Below are 18,329 nucleotides of genomic sequence, written 5' to 3' on the forward strand. Positions count from 1 at the left end.
CTCCTATAAATTTCATATTATCAAATTTAAATTATTCTTGAATTGTTTCTTCTATTTCTGCATCTTCCTCTTTAAAACTTGCAATTGAAACTACTTTTTCAGATTCTGATTCATTTACTCTCATAATTTTCACACCTTGAGTTGCTCTACCAATTATTGAAACTTGATTAACTGGTGTTCTAATAACTATTCCAGAAGATGTTATAACCATTAACTGATCTTCATCTTTAACAGGTTTTACTGCAACAACATCTCCATTTTTATCACTACATCTTATGTTTATAACACCTTTTCCACTTCTAGATTGTAATGGATATTCATCTACTCTAGTTCTTTTTCCATGACCATTTTCTGTTATAGTTAAGATTGTTTCATTTGATGTATCATCAATCAGTAAAGCTGATATTACTTTATCATTTCTCTTAAGTGAGATTCCTTTTACTCCACTTGTATCTCTTCCAGTTACTCTAACATCATCTTTAGAGAATCTTATTGATTGTCCTAATTTTGTTGCTAAGAATATCTGCTCTGTTGATTCAACTGGTAAAATTCCAACGAATATTATATCGTCTCCATCTCTTAATTTTATAGCTTTTAGTCCAGCTGTATTTATATTCTTGTAGCCACTTAGATTTGTTTTTTTAACCATTCCATCTCTAGTTACAAATACAAGTTCTTTATCTTGACTAAACTCTCTTATTTTTATTATTTCTCTAACTTTTTCATCTTCTCCTAGCTTTATAAGGTTTCCAATTAGTCTTCCTCTAGCTTGCTTTGAAGATTCTGGAATTTGATAAACTTTTAAATGGAAAACTCTACCTTTATCTGTGAATATCATCATCGTGTCTAAGTTAGACATAACTTCCATTCTTTCAACAAAGTCATCTTCTATGGTATTCTGAGTAGAAACTCCTTTTCCACCTCTTTTTTGAGCTTTATATTTATCCAATTCCATTCTTTTTACATAACCTTTATTTGTTACTGTAACTAGTACACTATCATCTTTGATTAAGTCTTCAGGTCTTATTTCTAATCTTTCTTTTTCAATTTTAGTTCTTCTTGGGTCATCATACTTTTCTTTTATCTCTTTTAATTCATCTTTTATGATTTCATAAACTTTAGCTTCATCTAATAAAATTGAGTTAAATCCAATGATTAAAGCTTTTAATTCAGCGTGTTCTTTATCAATTTTATCTCTTTCTAGCCCAGTTAATCTTTGAAGCTTCATATCTAATATTGCTTTAGATTGTTCTTCTGAGAATCCGTATTTATCTATTAAAGCCACTCTTGCTTCAGCACCATCACTTGAACCTCTAACAATTTGAATTACTCTATCAATATTTTCAAGAGCAATTATAAATCCTTTTAGTAAATGAGCTCTTCTTTCAGCTTTAGCTAAATTATATTTTGTTCTTCTTGTTACAACTTCAAATCTATGCTTTAAGTATTCATTTAAAACTTCTCTTAAATTTAAAACTCTTGGAATGTTATTTACTAAAGCTAGCATAATTATTCCAAATGTTGTCTGTAACTCTGTATATTTATATAGTGAATTTAAAACTAACTCTGGTTCTTCACCTTTCTTTAATTCAATTACAACTCTAATTCCATCTCTATCTGACTCATCTCTTAAATCCGATATTCCTACAATTCTTTTTTCTTTTACTAAATTAGCTATTTTTTCAATTAATGAAGATTTATTAAGTTGATAAGGAATTTCATTGATTATTATACTTTGTCTTCCTGCTTTAGTTTCTTCTATCTCAACTTTTCCTCTTACTCTTACTCTTCCTCTTCCAGTAGTATAAGCATCATATATTCCAGCTTCACCATCTATTATTCCTCCAGTTGGGAAATCTGGTCCTTTTATATGTTGCATTAACTCTACTGGTGTAATATCTCTATTTTCAATTAAAGCCAAAATTCCATCTATTACTTCACCTAAATTATGTGGTGGAATATTAGTTGCCATTCCTACTGCAATTCCTGTTGCTCCATTTAATAAAAGATTTGGTAATTTTGCTGGTAATACAATTGGCTCATCTAAAGAGTCATCAAAGTTCTTTCTAAAATCAATTGTATCTTTATCAATATCTTCTAAAAGTTCATTACTTATTTTTGACATTCTAGCTTCAGTATATCTCATCGCTGCTGCTGAATCTCCATCTATTGATCCAAAGTTTCCATGTCCATCAACTAATTCATATCTGTAAGCAAAACTTTGAGCCATTCTTACCATTGTATTGTATACAGCCGAGTCTCCATGTGGATGGTACTTACCTAAAACTTCTCCAACTATTCTAGCTGATTTTTTATATGCTTTATCACTTGTCATTCCCATTTCGTTCATAGCGAATAAAATTCTTCTATGCACTGGTTTTAATCCATCTCTTACATCTGGTAAAGCTCTACTAACTATTACACTCATAGAGTAATCTAGATAGGATTGTTTTAACTCTTCCTCTATATATCTATTATTTACATTAGACATTACTTTTCCCTCCTAGAACATTCTTTTTATTGCTATCGGTATTTATATATCAAGATTCTTTACGTATTCTGCATGTTCCTCTATAAATTCTCTTCTTGGTTCAACTTTATCACCCATTAATTTATCAAATAATATATCTGCTTCTCTAGCATCATCTATTGAAACTCTTAATAAAGTTCTTGTATCTGGATCCATAGTTGTCTCCCATAATTGATCTGGGTTCATCTCTCCTAGACCTTTATATCTCTGAAGGCTATACTTTCTTTCTTCTCCTTCAAAGTTTGCTAAAACTTCTTTTAATTGTCTATCACTATATGCATAAGACATCGATCTTCCCTGAGTAATTTTATATAGAGGTGGTTGTGCTATATAAATATTTCCGTTATGAATTAAATCTACCATATATCTATAGAAGAATGTTAAAATTAAAGTTCTGATATGAGCTCCATCAACATCGGCATCGGTCATTATTATTATTTTTCCATATCTTAACTTTTCTATATTAAAGTTATCACCTATACTAGTTCCAAAAGCAGTAACTAAAGCTCTTATTTCTGCATTTTCCAATGCTCTGTGAAGTCCAGATTTCTCAACATTTATTATTTTTCCTCTAAGTGGTAAAATAGCTTGGAATGATCTATTTCTTCCTTGTTTTGCAGATCCTCCTGCTGAGTCTCCCTCAACTATATAAACTTCACATTCATCAGCATTTTTTGAAGAACAATCCGCCAATTTTCCAGGTAAAGATCCTATATCTAAAGCTGATTTTCTAAGTACTAATTCTCTTGCTCTTTGTGCTGCTTCTCTTGCTCTTTTAGAATTAAGTATTTTTTCAATTATGATTTTTAGATCGTTTGGTGCATCTTCTAAATACATTTTTATTTGTGATCCAGCTACTGCTGAAACTATTCCTGTTACTTCACTGTTTCCTAATTTTGTTTTAGTTTGACCTTCAAATTGAGGTTGTGGAACTTTTATAGAAACTATTGCAGTTAAACCTTCTCTTATATCAGAACCTTGAAGTTTTCCATCTTTGTCTTTTATAAGACCTGTTGTTTTACCTAAATCATTCACAATTCTTGTTAAAGCAGTTCTAAATCCACTTACATGAGTTCCACCTTCATGAGTATTTATATTATTAACAAAAGAATAAATTGTTTCTCTCTGATTTGTATTATATGTCATAGCAATTTCTACAGAAACATTATCAACTTCTCCACTCATATAAAATGGTTCTTTTATTATAGCTGTACTATCTTTTTCAATCTCTCTTATATAATCTAAAATTCCACCTTCAAATTCTAAATCAACAGTTTTAGGAGTTTCTTTTCTTAAATCAGATAAAACTATTTTTAGTCCTTTATTTAAATAAGCCAATTCTTTTAATCTTGTTTCTAGAGTTGAGAAACTGTATACTAAAGTTTCAAAAATTTCATGATCTGCTTTAAATCTAACAGTAGTACCTGTATTTTCAGAAACTCCAATCTCTGCAACATCATTTTCTGGAACTCCTCTATTATATTTTTGATAGTAAAGTTTTCCAACTTTTCTAACTGTAACTTCTGTCCATTCAGAAAGAGCATTAACTACTGAAACTCCAACTCCATGAAGTCCACCTGAAACTTTATAGTTGTTATTTTCAAATTTTCCTCCTGCATGAAGAACTGTTAAAACTATTTCTAATGCTGATTTCCCATATTTTGGATGAATATCAACTGGAATTCCTCTTCCATTATCTGTTACTTCAATTATATTATCTGGTAATATTGAAACCTCAATTTTCGTTGCAAATCCAGCTAATGCTTCGTCAACAGAATTATCCACAATTTCCCAAACTAAATGATGTAGCCCTCTTTCTGAAGTTGTTCCAATATACATTCCAGGTCTTTTTCTTACAGCTTCTAGCCCTTCTAGAACCGTAATATTTTCTGCTTCATAATTATTCATTGTCATCTTTATCCTCCAATACCTTATCTTTAACATCTTTTAAAGAACAAAGCTTGCATACCTCTGCTTCTCCTAAAAACATCATTCCACAAACACTACACTTCTTGTATCCTTTTAATTCTAAGGCTTGTTCTCTTTCTTTTGCCTTTCTTTTTAAAATACATATTTTTTCCTCTAAACTTAATTCTTTGAGTTCTGAAATAAATTCTTCTTTTTTTTCGATCACAATTTTTTCATATTTAAATTCTGAATAATCACATTTTTGAACTTTAGAAACTTTAAATCTTATGTCTTTAACATAGTCAACTTTCAAAGTTTCTTGAACTTTTTTTAGATACTTATTTTTGTTCATAGACATATGATGAAGGTATATTGTATCTTCTACTACTACATATAAAATTCCTTCTTTTATCCAAAGTGGTTCACTCTTTTCTGAAAGCTTTTCCACAATATTTTTCCAATGCCCTCTTATTATTCCCTCTTTTAACTTTTTACTTTTAAGAATGGCTTCTTCTACTGCTTCACTTACATTCATGATTCCCATTTTGAATTTCTCCTTTATCAATTCTAAAGTTTTTAGATTCTATATTCAAATCAGATGTTGAACTAATGAAAACTTGTAATTCTCTTTTTTTTAAATAATCAATAATATTATCTTTTCTTACAGAATCAAAATATGATGCTATGTCATCTATCAAAAAAATTGGTGCTTCTCTTTTTTCTCTTATTACCATATCTATCTCTGAAAGTTTTAAAGAAAATATTATTGATTTTTTTTCTCCTTGAGAAGAATAAGATTTAGCATCTTTATTGTTTAAAATAAATTTAAAATCATCTCTTTGAGGTCCAACTAAAGAATATCCATATTTAATTTCTTGATCTTTCAATTCATTTATTTTAACTTTAATTTTTTCTTCTATTTTTTCTAAATTCAATCCCTTAAATTCGCCAATAAAACTTTCATATTTCAAACATAACTCTTTCTTATCATCAAAGAGTTTTCTGTAATTCAGATTTAATATTATTGATATATTTTTAACATATTCTATTCTTTTCAATATTATCTTTGAAGCTGATTTAATAAATTCCTCTTCATAAATTGAAAATATAACTTCTTTTGTTTTTTTCTCTTTTAAATATTTATTACGTATTTTTAAAATTTTGTTATAATTTTTTAAATTTTTAAAATAATCATAGTTACTTTGGGCTATTTCAGAATCAAAAAAACTTCTTCTGAAACTTGGACTTCCCATAATTAACTCTATATCTTCTGGAATAAATGTTATTACATTTATCTTTCCATAAAATTCATCAAATGAAGTTTTTTTATTATTATATTTGTATTCTTTATTTTTTTTATCACTTTTTACACTTAATGTTTTTTCAGAAATTAAGTCTCTATATGATATATAACTACCCATTTTATCTTTATTATATTTTATTAACTCTATATTTTTTGAGGTTCTAAAACTTTTTCCGGTTGCACTAAAATAAATAGCTTCTAATATACTAGTTTTCCCCTGGCCATTTTTCCCAAAAAACAAATTAAACCTTGGTGAAAATTGTATATTTCTATCCTCAAGATTTCTGAAATTTATATAATTCATTTCAAGAATTTCCAATGTATTTATCACCTCAAAATTATAGTAAAATTAAGCAACTATAAATATTAATCCTAAAAATTCCACTTTGTATCCTGGATAAAGTTTCTTTCCACGTCTTTCTTCTATTTCTCCATTAACTTTTACTTGACCATCTAAAATAAGCTCTTTTGCTTGTCCACCAGTTCCAATTTCACCAGTAAATTTAAGGAATTGATCTAATTTAATGTACTCTGTAGAAATTTTTATCTCTTGCATTTTAACCCTCCTGAATATTTTTAGTTCATTATATATTTTACCATAAAACTAACTTTATTTCTATAATTTTATAGGTCTCTCATAGGTGGATTCGCCTTCTAAAATATGATTTCTTTGTATTTACATTTGTTTTTTTTAATTTTCCAATTAAAAGACATTTAGTTTGTTTTCAATTCTAAAAAATGTATATTATATATTGTTTTTATACTACTTTCTAATTTAAAATCTCTTTTTTTAATTACAAAAAAAAGTGTACATCTTAATATTTGATGTTATTTTACAAACTTTTAGTTTCATTTAAGTTTTTTTTGTTATAATTTTGAAATAAAAAATTAAAATTAAAATCAATTTTTCAAATGATATACATTTATTTTTTTTTACTAGGCAATTTGTCCTATGGATATTATATATTTTAGAATATAATTAAAAGGATGAAGTGATTTTTGATAGTACTATCAAAATAACAATATAATTATAGAGGAGCTGGTAATGTGCCCGTACTGAGAAGTATATTCGGAATTTTTGTAATTTTATTTTTAGGTTATCTTCTATCTTATGATAGAAAAAATATTAAATGGCGAACAATTTTAGCTGGATTTGCTCTTCAATTCGGATTTGCATTTTTAGTAATGAAAACTTCCGCAGGAGCTTTTGCTCTTCAATCAGTTTCAAATGGATTTAATAAAGTTATTGCTCAAGCTAACGAAGGAATACAATTTGTTTTTGGAGGAGCTGTTGGACCTTCAAGTAATATTGGATTTGTTTTCGCTTTTAATGTCTTACCTCTTATTATTTTCTTTGGTGCTTTAATATCAGTATTATACCATATTGGTGTTATGCAATTTGTTATTAAATATATTGGTGGTGGAATATCTAAACTTTTAGGAACAAAAGATGCTGAATCTGTTTCTGCAGCGGCTAATATTTTCTTGGGTCAAACAGAAGCCCCTTTAGTTATAAAACCTTACATTGCTAATTTGAGTAGATCTCAACTGTTTGCAGTTTTAACATGTGGTGTTGCATCTGTATCTGGTTCAACTCTTGCAGCATATGCTGCACTTGGTGTTCCTATGAAATATCTTATTGCAGGTTCATTTATGGCAGCTCCAAGTGGATTAGTTTTTGCTAAACTAATAATGCCTGAAACTCAAGAAGATTCTGAAGATGAAAAAATTGAGTTCACAAAAAGTGATTCTGTTAACGTAATTGAAGCTGCTGCAAAAGGTACTATCGACGGTATGAATATCGCGTTAATAATAGGAGCTATTCTGATCTCTTTCATTGCTTTAGTTTCTCTTGTCAACATGATTCTAGGTGGCATTGGAGATTTATTTGGTATCCACATAACTCTTCAAATAATATTAGGATATTTATTCGCACCTATCACTTATGCTATGGGAGTTCCTTGGAAAGAAGCTGTTTATACAGGTAGTTTACTTGGTCAAAAAATGGTTCTTAACGAATTTGTTGCGTATGTTGATTTTACAAAAAATTTAGCTGGTCTTTCTGAAAAAACAATAGCTATAATGAGTTTTGCTCTTCTTGGATTTGCAAATGTAGCATCTTTAGGATTGCAAATTGGAGCTCTTGGAGCTATCGCCCCTAATAGAAGAAGTGAAATTGCTCAAGTTGGTATGAGAGCTGTTTTAGGAGGTTTCCTTGCATCCCTTTTAAATGGAGTTATTGCAGGATTATTCTTCTAAGATTATTTTCAATCATAACTTTATTTTCTGTAATTGTTTAGGTATAAATTACAAAAATAAAAACTAACAAAATAAAAGGAGAATTCTTAAAGAATTCTCCTTTTTTATTTAGCCAACAATATAGTATTACTCAGTTTAATTTTTATATTTCTTTCGCCACAGTTTATGTTTTTAAGTAAATAAAAAAAAAGATGTATCTCTACATCTTTAAAAATCTTTTTATGGCGGGAGTGACGAGGGTCGAACTCGCGACCTCATGCGTGACAGGCATGCGCTCTAACCAACTGAGCTACACCCCCATATGGTGGAAACAACTGGACTTGAACCAGTGACCCCCTGCTTGTAAGGCAGGTGCTCTCCCAACTGAGCTATGCTTCCTTGCTATTAGATTTTTTTATGGTGCCCAGAGGCGGAATCGAACCACCGACACGGGGATTTTCAGTCCCCTGCTCTACCGACTGAGCTATCTGGGCATCATTTTGATACTTACCTTAGTACCTTATGGCGGAAGGTCAGAGACTCGAACTCTGAAGTCTTACGACGCCGGTTTTCAAGACCGGTTCCTTACCAATTAGGGTAACCTTCCATATGGTACCCCGTAGGGGAATCGAACCCCTGTCTATAGAGTGAAAATCTATTGTCCTAACCGTTGAACGAACGGGGCGGTTAGTGGTGGATCCAGCTGGAATCGAACCAGCGACCACTCGGTTATGAGCCGAGTGCTCTAACCAACTGAGCTATGGATCCGTATGGTGTGCTTGAAGGGATTCGAACCCCTGACCCACGCCTTAGAAGGGCGTTGCTCTATCCAACTGAGCTACAAACACGTTTGTGATGGTGCGTCATACTGGGCTCGAACCAGTGACAACACGATTAAAAGTCGTGTGCTCTACCATCTGAGCTAATAACGCATATTTTATGGAGCGGGAGACGAGGGTCGAACTCGCGACATTCAGCTTGGAAGGCTGACGCTCTACCAACTGAGCTACTCCCGCATATTAATTCCATCTTTACTATTTAGTTGTTTTGGTGGCGGGGGCTGGATTCGAACCAACGACCTTCGGGTTATGAGCCCGACGAGCTGCCAACTGCTCTACCCCGCGATATGTTAAATTTAAATGGTGCCTGGGGCCGGAATCGAACCGGCACGCTATCAGATAGCTCGGGATTTTAAGTCCCGTGCGTCTACCTATTCCGCCACCCAGGCTTCCTAGTTGAAGGTGCTTGTTGCTTTCGCTTTTCGCTTTCCCTCACGGACATTAATAATAATATCATAAATAATAAACAAAGTCAACATGTTTTTTTACTTTTTTTAATGTTTTTTATACTTTGTCAGTTTTTATGCTCATAAAACCTTTGTTTACAATGGTTTTATGAGCATAAAAAAAAATACATCCTTTTTATTTTTTTTTATTTTTTTCATATATTTTTCTTGAAAATTCCAAGATATTAAAAAAAATAAGTAAATTTACAAATATTTTTTTATAATTTTTTAAAGTTTTAAACTCTAAAAAGTAAAGTTTCTTATTATTTCCATGCCAACTTTTACCCCACCAATGAATTCCAAATGTATCTTTTGTTATTTTTTCAAAAGAAAATTCTTCTGTAAAATGGTAAGGATAAAAATACTGAGATGGATATATTTTTATTCCATCATCCAACTCTTGTATTTCAGAGTTATTTTTAAATTTGTAATCTCTTTTTAAAATGTGTTGAATTATTGCTGGAATTGTATATATATTTATATTCCAAATATCTTTTTCATAAAATTCCAACATTTTTTTAAAAAATATATGTCCTTTTTTTGCTCCTATAATACCTGCACTTACTTGATTTAAATCTTCCATTCCAAAAAATAATTTATCATCTAAAAAAATGTCCAAAGATTTTAAAATTTGCATATCTGAATCTAAATATATTCCACCATGTTCATACAAAATTTTAACTCTAAAATAATCTGATAAAAATGCCCATAACTCTCTTTTATAACATTCTTTTAAAAATTTGTTTTTTTCAATTTCATTATAAAAATCTAAATTATCTTCATCCCATTTAATTATTTCATAATCAGGTAATTTTTCTTTCCATGAATTTATACAAACATCCATAATATTTGGTTTAGAACCCTTTCCCAACCAAATATAGTGTATTTTTTTTTCCATAAATCTCTCCTAAAATTTTGGTATTTTTTGTGAATTTCCTATTTTTTTCCCCAATAAACCTCTTAATAAATTTGGAATTTTTGGAAAAATATAAATCAAAATCTCTTCTAAATTTTTATTTTTTACACCTTTAACTTCTTTAAATATAGCTCTATAATTCTTTAGTTTTTCTTTGTAATCATTACCTGAATTTATATGTCTATATAATACTACTTTATAAAAACTTGGTAATAATTTCGATAAAGCTTTTCTTCCATAATCATCTGTTTTTATATATTCACTTAATAACATATAACATATATTTTCTAATGAATTGATACTATTTTCTGTTATAGAACTCATTATGCTGCCACTTCTTTGACGATAATAATAAAATGCTATATCTATATATTTTACTTTTCTAGCTTTCAAATAAACCATTGGTGTAAAATAACTATCTTCATGAACTAAATTATCATGAAAATATAATTTGTTTTCACAAATAAATTCTCTTTTATATATATCATCTACAACTTCTTCTCTAAAACATTTTGTCCCTTCAAATAATGTTAAAAAAAATTTTGTTCCTTTTCCTACTGTAAAATCTTTAATCTCTTCAGACCTAAATAACGGTTCTCCAATTTTATCTTCTGTAAAATATCTCATGTTACCAACCATTACATCTAAATCTAATTTTTGCCCCTCTTTAAAAAAATCTTGAAAACCTTTAAAATCAATTATATCGTCACTATCTATAAAAGATAAATACTCTCCTCTTGCTTCTCTAATTCCAGCATTTCTAGCTGAAGAAAGCCCTCCATTTTCTTTGTCTATTATTTTTGTGAAATTAGGGTACAAGCTATAGTATTCTTTTAAAATATTTAAGCTACTATCACTTGATCCATCATTCACTAAAATAACCTCATATTTGATAGTATTAATTTTATATATACTATCTAAGCAATCTTTTAAATACTTTTCAACATTATAAACAGGCACTATAATTGTAAGCTCCATAGTTTTCTCCTATAAATCTCTATTATTTTTTTTTCGTCAAACTCTTGAAGAATTTTTATTCTTCCATTTTTACCCATCTCTTTTTTTTCTTCAAAAGATAATTCTATAAATTTTTGAATTTTATCTGCTAAATCTTCTACATTTTTAACTTTCACTAAAAAACCATTCTTGCCATCTTCAACAATTTCTTTACAACCAGTTACATTCGTGGCTATAATAGGTTTTTCCATGCTTGCCGCTTCCATTAGTACTTTTGATACACCCTCTCTATAAGATGGCAAAATAACACAGTCTGAAGAATTTATAACCTCTTCTACATCTTTTCTATGACCTAAATATTTTAAAATACCTTCTTGTTCATACTGATCCATTACAACTTTGTCTATTCCATTTCTACTATCTCCACCAAGAGCTCCTAAAAACCAAAATTCGACAGAAAAACCTTTCTCTTTTGTAATCTTCGCCGCTTCAACATACTCTCTCACACCTTTATCATAAAAAGCCCTTGCAACCATTAAGAAGACTATCTTTGAATTTTCAACTCTTTTTCGAGAAGTAAATCTATCAACATCAACTCCCTCACCTGGCAAAATGAATATTTTTTTAGATTCTAAAATATTTTCAAAAACTATCGTATTTTTATCATCCTCATTTAAAACCCACACTTCATTTGCATACTTCAATGAAAATGAATACAATATTTTCGCTATTTTAGAAACAATTCCACCTTCAACAAACGAATACCCCAACCCTGTTAGCACAGCTACATTTTTAACATTTTCTATTTTTGCAGCTAAGGTCCCATATATATTAGGCTTTATAGTATAATGAAATACAATATCAGGCTGCTCTATTTTATAAATTTTTTTAAGTTGTAAAAATAGTTTGAAGTCTTTTATAGGATTAACCCCTCTTAAACTCAAATCTATTTCAATGTGTTTTATTTTGAGCTCTTTAGGAAAATCTATTCTGGAATCTCTTGGTGCTACAACAACAACTTCATGTCCGTCCTCTATTAAAGACTTTATAACTCCATATCTAAATATATAAATATCCCAAAGAACATTAGCAGTAAAAAATATTTTTAATTTTTTCATAAAATACCTCACATTAATATTGAATTAAGAGCTCTTTTCCATAACTTTCTTTTAAATAAATTTTTGATTTTATTATTTCACTTTCTCTTTTTTTATAATCTAAGCCATAAAAAAATACATTTTCATATTTATAATTTATAATATTTCCTGGAAATAACAAACTTCTACAAATTCTATTTCCACATAAAAAAATAACGATTGAAATTATTAGATATTTATTTTCTACTTTTTCTATACTCCTTGTTAAAATAAACCATGAGCTATATACAAATAAAACTCCAATTCTTAAAGATACTATTGATAATTCTGAAGTAAATAGAAAAATCATTACCCAAATATACAAACTATTTTTCAATATATTATTTTTTTCATACTTGTAAGCTAAACAAAACAATATCACTCTTTCTAAATAATAAAAATTAAATTCTCTCTCTATATTTTTAGAAACAAACTCTTTATAATTTAATATTTTATTTTCTAAAATCTGTGGTAAAAAACTCCAATTTAAATTTATTAAATTTTGAATTCCTTTAAAATTTGATAAATAATATAAACTTCCACCTATAAAAAAGATTAATACAACTTGTTTTTTATATTTATAGTTTAAAACAAAATACATAGGTAGATATAAAATTGCACTCATATGAAAAGATATTCCTATTATATTCAAAATAAAAAAAGGAATTATTTTTCTTTCTTCTATATATCTTAATGAAAATAAAAATAAAATTATAGCTTTTATATTTCTTAATAATTCTACTTCAATATGTAAACCTTGAATACTAAAAAAAATAGCAAAAGCCATTATATTATATTTGCAATATCTTTTTAAAACATAATATAACGCTATAAAATCAATGGTTGTTGTCACTACTTGGTAAAAAATATAGTCTTTAAAAACACCACTAATTAAAGATGAATAAATCATATAACCTTTTTCATAAATATAGGTTCCATTCATAAATGAAGGATAATAAAAATACCAATCCCAGCCTAAAAAACCTCTAGTACCAAGTATAAAAATCAAAGAAATTAAAATTGATTTCAACATTCTATCTTTTATTTTTTGATTTTCTGAAAATATATCGTATATTCCTAATAAAATTAAAACAGAAGCTATTAGTATGAAGAACATCCTAACTCCTCATTGTACAATTCTAGATACTTTTTAGACGTTGTTTCTATAGAATATAGTAAACTTTTCTGAATTCCTGATTTGCTTTTTTCAAAATATAATTCTTTATCTTCAAGAGAAATTATTTTCTGAACCAAATCATTAACATCCCCAACTTTAAAAAGTAATCCACCATGAAGTACTATATCCGACAACCCTTCTACATTACTAGCTATTATTGGAGTCCCAGATGCCATTGCTTCTAAAGCAGTCAAACCAAATCCTTCAAAATTTGATGATTGTATAGCTATATCTGCTCTTTTTAATAATGCCGAAACTGAATTTGAATACCCTAAAAATTGTACTCTATCTTCTAATTTCAACATTAAAACTTCTCTTTTGATAATTTCTTCAGTTTCACCTTCTCCAACAAATGTTAAAGTATACTCTTTAGGAAGTTTTTCTAATGCACGAACTACAGTTAAATGATCTTTTGAAGAGTGAAATCTAGAAACCATAATTAAAGAGTTGTTTTTACGCTCTTTAGGCTTGCCCATAAAGGTTCTCAACGAAACTCCATTTGGTATAACTTCTATTTTTTTGAAGCTCATTCCTGTCCATTTTATGAGCTCTCTTGCTGTCGGTTCTGAAATAGCTATAACTTTGTGAAACGAGTTATATATAAATTTATCTAAAATTTTATATATAGTTTTCTCTCTTCTTCTATTATGAGTGCTGTGTTCAGTTGTTATATACTTTATTTTTTTATTTGAAATTTTTGTTAAACTTGTCCAAATTTGTGCATGAATTAAATGAGCATGAACTATATCAAATTTTCCATTTTTCAATACTTTTGATATCTCAAAAATATTTTTAAAACTAAATTTATTATTTGTTTTTGTTATATGAACTTTAATACCTCTTTTTTCATACTCTTGTAAAAATTTTTCGCCTTTCATATCTAAAACTAATAACTCTACTTCTGCTTCTTTTCTTTTTTGAGCTGGAATCAAGTCTAAAAGTAATTTTTCTGCTCCACCCAATTCTAAAGATGTTATTATATGAAGTATTTTCATTTTATTCTCCTATTTTTTCTAATTTCATAATAAACAGATTGAATTAATCTTATTATAAATTTTATTTTATTTTTTAAAGGAATTTTTTTCTTCAACATATATCTATAATATAACCCTAAACCCTGAGGATTGTTTTTTAAAACTTCTCGAAATTTTTTAGTGTATCCATCTTCTAAGTATCTATAGTAATATATACCTTTATCAATATATCTAAATGAATAATTTTCACCTATCTGATTCCAAATATATCCTTCTGGTATAAATTTTTCATTTTTTATTTCTGGGAAAGGATATTCTCTCATTATTGAAGTTTTTATAATTTCTGCTTTATCTCCAAAAATTTTTTTGTTATAAAAAATATCTATTGGATTACTGTCTATTTGATATTCACCAAAGCTGTCATTTTCTTTTATAACTTTTCCATCTTCAGAAATTTCAACTTTTCTAAAAACAAATCCAGCATAATCTTCTGGTAGAGTTATTTCTTCTTCTGTTATAATTTCTATAGCTTTTTCACTCAAATAATCATCACTATCTACAATAAAAAAAAGTTTTTTAGAAGCCAAAGCTACGCCTTTATTTATGGCTCTCATCTTTCCACCATTTTTTTCTTTTTTATAAACAATTGGAACCTTTTTTTCTTTTTTGAATTTTTTTATCAAATTTTCAGTATTATCAGTAGAGCCATCATCAATTATTACCCATTCAAAATTTTTTACCGTTTGATTTTTTAAACTTTCGTACAATCTCTTTAAAGTTTTTTCCCTATTATAAGTAGGTGTAAATACAGTTATCATTTTTACCTTCCTTTTCCAAAAAGAACTGTTTTTAAAGTTTTAAATAATATAATTATATCTAAATATAAATTATAGCACTTTATATAGTAAAGATCATACTCCAACTTGTTTTTTGCGTCCTCTACTGTAGCTCCATAAGGATACATAACTTGTGCCCAACCTGTAAGACCTGGTTTTATCATGTGTCTCAATCCATAATATGGGATTTTTTTTTCCAACTCTTTTATAAATACCATTCTTTCAGGTCTTGGACCTATAAAACTCATGTCACCCTTTATTACATTAAATAACTGTGGTAACTCATCAATTCTTGTTTTTCTCATAAAATTACCAAATTTAGTAACTCTTGGATCATTTTTTTGAGCCCACTTTGCTCCATCTTTTTCAGCATCTACTGACATACTTCTAAATTTATATACTAAAAACTCTTTTTCATTTTCTCCAACTCTTGCTTGAGAATAAATTATTGGCCCTGGACTTTCTAATTTAACAACTATAGCAGCTATTATCATAACTGGAAATGTTGATAATCCTATTCCTAAAGACATTACAATATCAAATATTCTTTTTAATCTATTTTGAAATTTACTTCTTAATATTTCAAATCCGTAAGCATTAAGTAACCACTCTTCATTAATATGTGAAACTTCTATTTTATTTTCAACTTCTAGCATATAATCCAAATATCCCATTACACGTGTATTTTTTAACTTAATCTTCAATATTTTTTCAATCTCTTTTTCTTCTAACTTTATTTCGCCTAAAAGTAATAATTTAATCTCTTTTTCCTCTACAAATAGTTCTAATTTTTCTATTTCATCTTTAAAATTTATATATTGATAACCCTCTAGTTTTTTCAAACTTTTTTCCAAATTAGATTTTAATTCTCCACTTCCATATATTGTCACAGGTTTTATTCTGTATACAAATATATTTATAATATCCCTTAAAAATATATTTATTGAAGTGAATAAAACACAAAATACTATCAACCAAAAATCCCAACTGATCAAATACCAAATTGAAAAAAAGAATGTATTTAATGCTATAACTGTTGAATAATTTTTTAATGAATACTTTGGTGTATCAAAATTCATTAAATCAAACAAATAAATTCCTAATAAAATGAAACTTAATAATATAAACCCTATTAAACTTATTTCTGAAGTTAAACTAAATAAATTTATCAACATTGAAAATACAACTACTAAAAATCCAGAATAAAATAATTTTAACATTAATTTTCACTATCTCCTTCATAGAGAATTACTCTTTCTCCATCTTCAATTAAATTTTCTTTTGCACTATCTTTATCATAAAATATTATTGCTTTAAAAATTTCATCTTTTGAGTCTAAACCATATTCTGAAAATAATGCAGAAGGATATGCTCCACTTATATAAGAAACTACTGTTAAAATATTATTATTTCTAACAAGGTACTTCGTTTTTTTATTTTGAGCAATCAAATCCTCTTCTTCTTTTCCTATTCTTCCTAAAATTTTTCCTAATATATTTAACTGAAACTCATCTTCATCATTCTTTACTTCCCAAACTCCATAATCTTGTTTTTCTACTCTCACTTTTCTCATTTCTTTTCCAGTTTTTAATATGTATCTTATGTTTCCCATACTATCAAAAGCAAAAGGTATTCCTTCTTTTTCCAAGTTGTATGATACTAAATTAAATCCTGGTTGAATACTATTAACTATTCTTTTTTCTATATATATTGAAGGTAATCTATCATCTACTGAATCAGTTTTTAACTTTATTTTTTTAGTTTTTAATATTTTTTTACTAGTTGGTTCTAATTCTTCTAATAAAATAGTATTTTCTACTTTTGGATATAATCCCACTATTGGAAATAATTCACCTGGAAAGTATTTTTTTTCATACACAAAATTTGGCATTCCTCCCATACCTAAAACTGTCACTCTCAGAAGATCTACTTTTTCATTTTTACCATATTTCATTCCATAAGCCAATGGTGTTCTTCCATAAGGATTGTATTTTAAAAATGGATTATCAAATGTAAAATTACCTTTTTCATACTCTTTTTTTATTTGTTTTTCAAATTTTTCATCTTTTACATATAAATCTCCATATAATGAAGCTTTTCTAATATCGAGTCCTTTTAACATATCTCCTATTTCTATTGCTAATAATGGGCTTACTAAACCTATGCTATATAATGTTTTGCTTATCTCGACAACTTCTTCAAGATTATATTTTTTTAAATCTTTTTTTTCTGCAAATTCAATAGTTAAAGGGGATTTAGAAAGAATTTCACTTATTTGTATCAATTTAGCTTCTGAAAGCTCTTTAAAAGTAACCTCGCTATTTTTAACTGGTAAAAGTTTAGTTATTCTACTTTTAATTTTTATAACTTCGGGTCTATTTTCAATAATTTTTATAAATGTATCAAAATTATTTTTTATTAAATTTTCCCTGAAGTATTTTCCTAGTTCTGGTGATAATAAAGATAGTTCTTCTATATTTTTTATAACTTTCGCATTTTTTATAGCTTTGTCATAATCTTTATTTTCTATATATGAATTAATATCTCCATTATTAATAAAATTTACTAGTTCTTTATCATTTAAAATTAAAATTGCTATTGCAGTTTTATCTGGTGATAATTCTTCTAATATTATTTTTAATCTATTATCTTTTAATTTAGTTGAAAATATTTTTTCATTTTTTTTCTTTTCATTTTTTTTATATATATTAGATAAAATTTGATTTGTTTCTAATTTTGTTTCTAATTTTTTCCGATTTAATATAAAACCAATACTTACTATTATTATTATTACTGAAATTAGTAATGTTAGTATTTTTTCTCTTTTTATCATTTTTCACCCCTTTTGATATTTTAATGATTCTTTAACATTATACACTATATAGAAATAAATGTATAAAAAAAAGAGCCTTTAAGCTCTAAAAAGTTTACAAAAAATAAAAAAATGGCGCTTCTTGCTGGGCTCGAACCAGCGACAACACGATTAACAGTCGTGTGCTCTACCAACTGAGCTAAAGAAGCACTTTTTTAAGATTGGCAACTTCCTATCCTCCCAGGGGGCTGCCCCCC

14 protein-coding genes and 12 tRNA genes are annotated in these 18,329 nt (G+C 27.8%); 1 reads left to right on the top strand and 25 read right to left on the bottom strand.

From position 1 onward, the window contains the following. Window positions 1-31: 31 nt before the first annotated feature. From gyrA to yaaA, 5 genes are read right to left on the bottom strand one after another with little or no spacing between them, the layout of a single operon-like run. Complete coding sequence (gene gyrA, locus ACRCZX_RS09180; RefSeq protein WP_438582633.1) at window positions 32-2,491, bottom strand: DNA gyrase subunit A; 2,460 nt, start codon at window positions 2,489-2,491, stop codon at window positions 32-34. A gap of 42 nt (window positions 2,492-2,533) precedes the next feature. Next, a complete protein-coding gene (gyrB, locus tag ACRCZX_RS09185) occupies window positions 2,534-4,438 on the bottom strand; it encodes a DNA topoisomerase (ATP-hydrolyzing) subunit B (RefSeq protein WP_438582646.1) in 1,905 nt (634 codons plus the stop codon). Further along, window positions 4,431-4,982 carry a DUF721 domain-containing protein gene (locus ACRCZX_RS09190; RefSeq protein WP_438582634.1) on the bottom strand — a complete coding sequence of 184 codons (552 nt, stop codon included), beginning with the start codon at window positions 4,980-4,982 and terminating at the stop codon, window positions 4,431-4,433. Before ACRCZX_RS09190 ends, gyrB begins: the two co-directional genes overlap by 8 nt. Continuing rightward, window positions 4,960-6,060, bottom strand: coding sequence for a DNA replication/repair protein RecF (recF, locus tag ACRCZX_RS09195; protein WP_438582635.1), 1,101 nt, complete (start codon window positions 6,058-6,060; stop codon window positions 4,960-4,962). Before recF ends, ACRCZX_RS09190 begins: the two co-directional genes overlap by 23 nt. 30 nt (window positions 6,061-6,090) lie before the next feature. Further along, complete coding sequence (gene yaaA / locus ACRCZX_RS09200) at window positions 6,091-6,297, bottom strand: S4 domain-containing protein YaaA (protein ID WP_438582636.1); 207 nt, start codon at window positions 6,295-6,297, stop codon at window positions 6,091-6,093. 491 nt (window positions 6,298-6,788) lie between these two features. On the opposite strand from yaaA, the gene ACRCZX_RS09205 reads away from it, so the two are divergent. Next, window positions 6,789-8,000 carry a NupC/NupG family nucleoside CNT transporter gene (locus ACRCZX_RS09205; RefSeq protein ID WP_438582637.1) on the top strand — a complete coding sequence of 404 codons (1,212 nt, stop codon included), beginning with the start codon at window positions 6,789-6,791 and terminating at the stop codon, window positions 7,998-8,000. A 222-nt stretch (window positions 8,001-8,222) separates the two neighbouring features. Here the strand turns inward: ACRCZX_RS09205 and ACRCZX_RS09210 are convergent. The 20 genes from ACRCZX_RS09210 to ACRCZX_RS09305 form a co-directional block, all read right to left on the bottom strand. After that, window positions 8,223-8,299 (bottom strand) — tRNA-Asp (locus ACRCZX_RS09210). A 3-nt stretch (window positions 8,300-8,302) separates the two neighbouring features. Then, a tRNA-Val gene (locus ACRCZX_RS09215) sits at window positions 8,303-8,378 on the bottom strand. 19 nt (window positions 8,379-8,397) lie between these two features. Then, window positions 8,398-8,473, bottom strand: a tRNA-Phe gene (locus tag ACRCZX_RS09220). Between the two features lie 29 nt (window positions 8,474-8,502). Further along, window positions 8,503-8,586, bottom strand: a tRNA-Ser gene (locus ACRCZX_RS09225). Between the two features lie 3 nt (window positions 8,587-8,589). Continuing rightward, window positions 8,590-8,664 (bottom strand) — tRNA-Glu (locus tag ACRCZX_RS09230). A 6-nt stretch (window positions 8,665-8,670) separates the two neighbouring features. Next, a tRNA-Ile gene (locus ACRCZX_RS09235) sits at window positions 8,671-8,747 on the bottom strand. A 3-nt stretch (window positions 8,748-8,750) separates the two neighbouring features. Continuing rightward, window positions 8,751-8,827, bottom strand: a tRNA-Arg gene (locus tag ACRCZX_RS09240). Between the two features lie 8 nt (window positions 8,828-8,835). Continuing rightward, window positions 8,836-8,911: transfer RNA gene (locus tag ACRCZX_RS09245), tRNA-Lys, on the bottom strand. A gap of 8 nt (window positions 8,912-8,919) precedes the next feature. After that, window positions 8,920-8,995 (bottom strand) — tRNA-Gly (locus ACRCZX_RS09250). Between the two features lie 32 nt (window positions 8,996-9,027). Beyond that, window positions 9,028-9,103: transfer RNA gene (locus ACRCZX_RS09255), tRNA-Met, on the bottom strand. 16 nt (window positions 9,104-9,119) lie between these two features. Next, window positions 9,120-9,207: transfer RNA gene (locus tag ACRCZX_RS09260), tRNA-Leu, on the bottom strand. A 193-nt stretch (window positions 9,208-9,400) separates the two neighbouring features. Then, on the bottom strand, window positions 9,401-10,162 hold the full coding sequence (locus ACRCZX_RS09265; RefSeq protein ID WP_438582638.1) for a glycosyltransferase: 762 nt from the start codon (window positions 10,160-10,162) through the stop codon (window positions 9,401-9,403). Window positions 10,163-10,171: 9 nt separating this feature from the next. Next, window positions 10,172-11,158 (bottom strand): glycosyltransferase, encoded by a 987-nt coding sequence (locus ACRCZX_RS09270; RefSeq protein ID WP_438582639.1) that lies wholly within the window; start codon window positions 11,156-11,158, stop codon window positions 10,172-10,174. Continuing rightward, a complete protein-coding gene (locus ACRCZX_RS09275) occupies window positions 11,140-12,255 on the bottom strand; it encodes a glycosyltransferase family 4 protein (RefSeq protein ID WP_438582640.1) in 1,116 nt (371 codons plus the stop codon). The genes ACRCZX_RS09270 and ACRCZX_RS09275 overlap by 19 nt, the downstream gene beginning before the upstream one ends. A 13-nt stretch (window positions 12,256-12,268) precedes the next feature. Then, the gene (locus tag ACRCZX_RS09280; RefSeq protein ID WP_438582641.1) at window positions 12,269-13,390 is read right to left on the bottom strand and encodes an EpsG family protein; all 1,122 of its coding nucleotides are present in this window, start codon (window positions 13,388-13,390) and stop codon (window positions 12,269-12,271) included. Beyond that, window positions 13,375-14,445: a glycosyltransferase gene (locus tag ACRCZX_RS09285; protein WP_438582642.1), complete on the bottom strand. Its 1,071-nt coding sequence runs from the start codon at window positions 14,443-14,445 to the stop codon at window positions 13,375-13,377. The genes ACRCZX_RS09280 and ACRCZX_RS09285 overlap by 16 nt, the downstream gene beginning before the upstream one ends. After that, the gene (locus ACRCZX_RS09290) at window positions 14,442-15,242 is read right to left on the bottom strand and encodes a glycosyltransferase family A protein (RefSeq protein WP_438582643.1); all 801 of its coding nucleotides are present in this window, start codon (window positions 15,240-15,242) and stop codon (window positions 14,442-14,444) included. Before ACRCZX_RS09290 ends, ACRCZX_RS09285 begins: the two co-directional genes overlap by 4 nt. Window positions 15,243-15,244: 2 nt before the next feature. Further along, window positions 15,245-16,480 (bottom strand): exopolysaccharide biosynthesis polyprenyl glycosylphosphotransferase, encoded by a 1,236-nt coding sequence (locus ACRCZX_RS09295; protein ID WP_438582644.1) that lies wholly within the window; start codon window positions 16,478-16,480, stop codon window positions 15,245-15,247. After that, window positions 16,480-18,093: a hypothetical protein gene (locus ACRCZX_RS09300; protein ID WP_438582645.1), complete on the bottom strand. Its 1,614-nt coding sequence runs from the start codon at window positions 18,091-18,093 to the stop codon at window positions 16,480-16,482. The genes ACRCZX_RS09295 and ACRCZX_RS09300 overlap by 1 nt, the downstream gene beginning before the upstream one ends. Window positions 18,094-18,205: 112 nt before the next feature. After that, window positions 18,206-18,281: transfer RNA gene (locus ACRCZX_RS09305), tRNA-Asn, on the bottom strand. Window positions 18,282-18,329: the final 48 nt, after the last annotated feature.

This window comes from Cetobacterium sp., assembly GCF_051658645.1.
GTDB lineage: Bacteria > Fusobacteriota > Fusobacteriia > Fusobacteriales > Fusobacteriaceae > Cetobacterium_A.

What these genes read in the sequence shown, in the direction of transcription:
- gyrB (WP_438582646.1), bottom strand. Translation starts at nt 4,438, where the DNA reads ATGAATAATTATGAAGCAGAAAATATTACGGTTCTAGAAGGGCTAGAA.
- ACRCZX_RS09270 (WP_438582639.1), bottom strand. Translation starts at nt 11,158, where the DNA reads ATGGAGCTTACAATTATAGTGCCTGTTTATAATGTTGAAAAGTATTTA.
- ACRCZX_RS09280 (WP_438582641.1), bottom strand. Translation starts at nt 13,390, where the DNA reads ATGTTCTTCATACTAATAGCTTCTGTTTTAATTTTATTAGGAATATAC.
- ACRCZX_RS09300 (WP_438582645.1), bottom strand. Translation starts at nt 18,093, where the DNA reads ATGATAAAAAGAGAAAAAATACTAACATTACTAATTTCAGTAATAATA.
- yaaA (WP_438582636.1), bottom strand. Translation starts at nt 6,297, where the DNA reads ATGCAAGAGATAAAAATTTCTACAGAGTACATTAAATTAGATCAATTC.
- ACRCZX_RS09275 (WP_438582640.1), bottom strand. Translation starts at nt 12,255, where the DNA reads ATGAAAAAATTAAAAATATTTTTTACTGCTAATGTTCTTTGGGATATT.
- ACRCZX_RS09285 (WP_438582642.1), bottom strand. Translation starts at nt 14,445, where the DNA reads ATGAAAATACTTCATATAATAACATCTTTAGAATTGGGTGGAGCAGAA.
- ACRCZX_RS09265 (WP_438582638.1), bottom strand. Translation starts at nt 10,162, where the DNA reads ATGGAAAAAAAAATACACTATATTTGGTTGGGAAAGGGTTCTAAACCA.
- ACRCZX_RS09295 (WP_438582644.1), bottom strand. Translation starts at nt 16,480, where the DNA reads ATGTTAAAATTATTTTATTCTGGATTTTTAGTAGTTGTATTTTCAATG.
- gyrA (WP_438582633.1), bottom strand. Translation starts at nt 2,491, where the DNA reads ATGTCTAATGTAAATAATAGATATATAGAGGAAGAGTTAAAACAATCC.
- ACRCZX_RS09190 (WP_438582634.1), bottom strand. Translation starts at nt 4,982, where the DNA reads ATGGGAATCATGAATGTAAGTGAAGCAGTAGAAGAAGCCATTCTTAAA.
- ACRCZX_RS09290 (WP_438582643.1), bottom strand. Translation starts at nt 15,242, where the DNA reads ATGATAACTGTATTTACACCTACTTATAATAGGGAAAAAACTTTAAAG.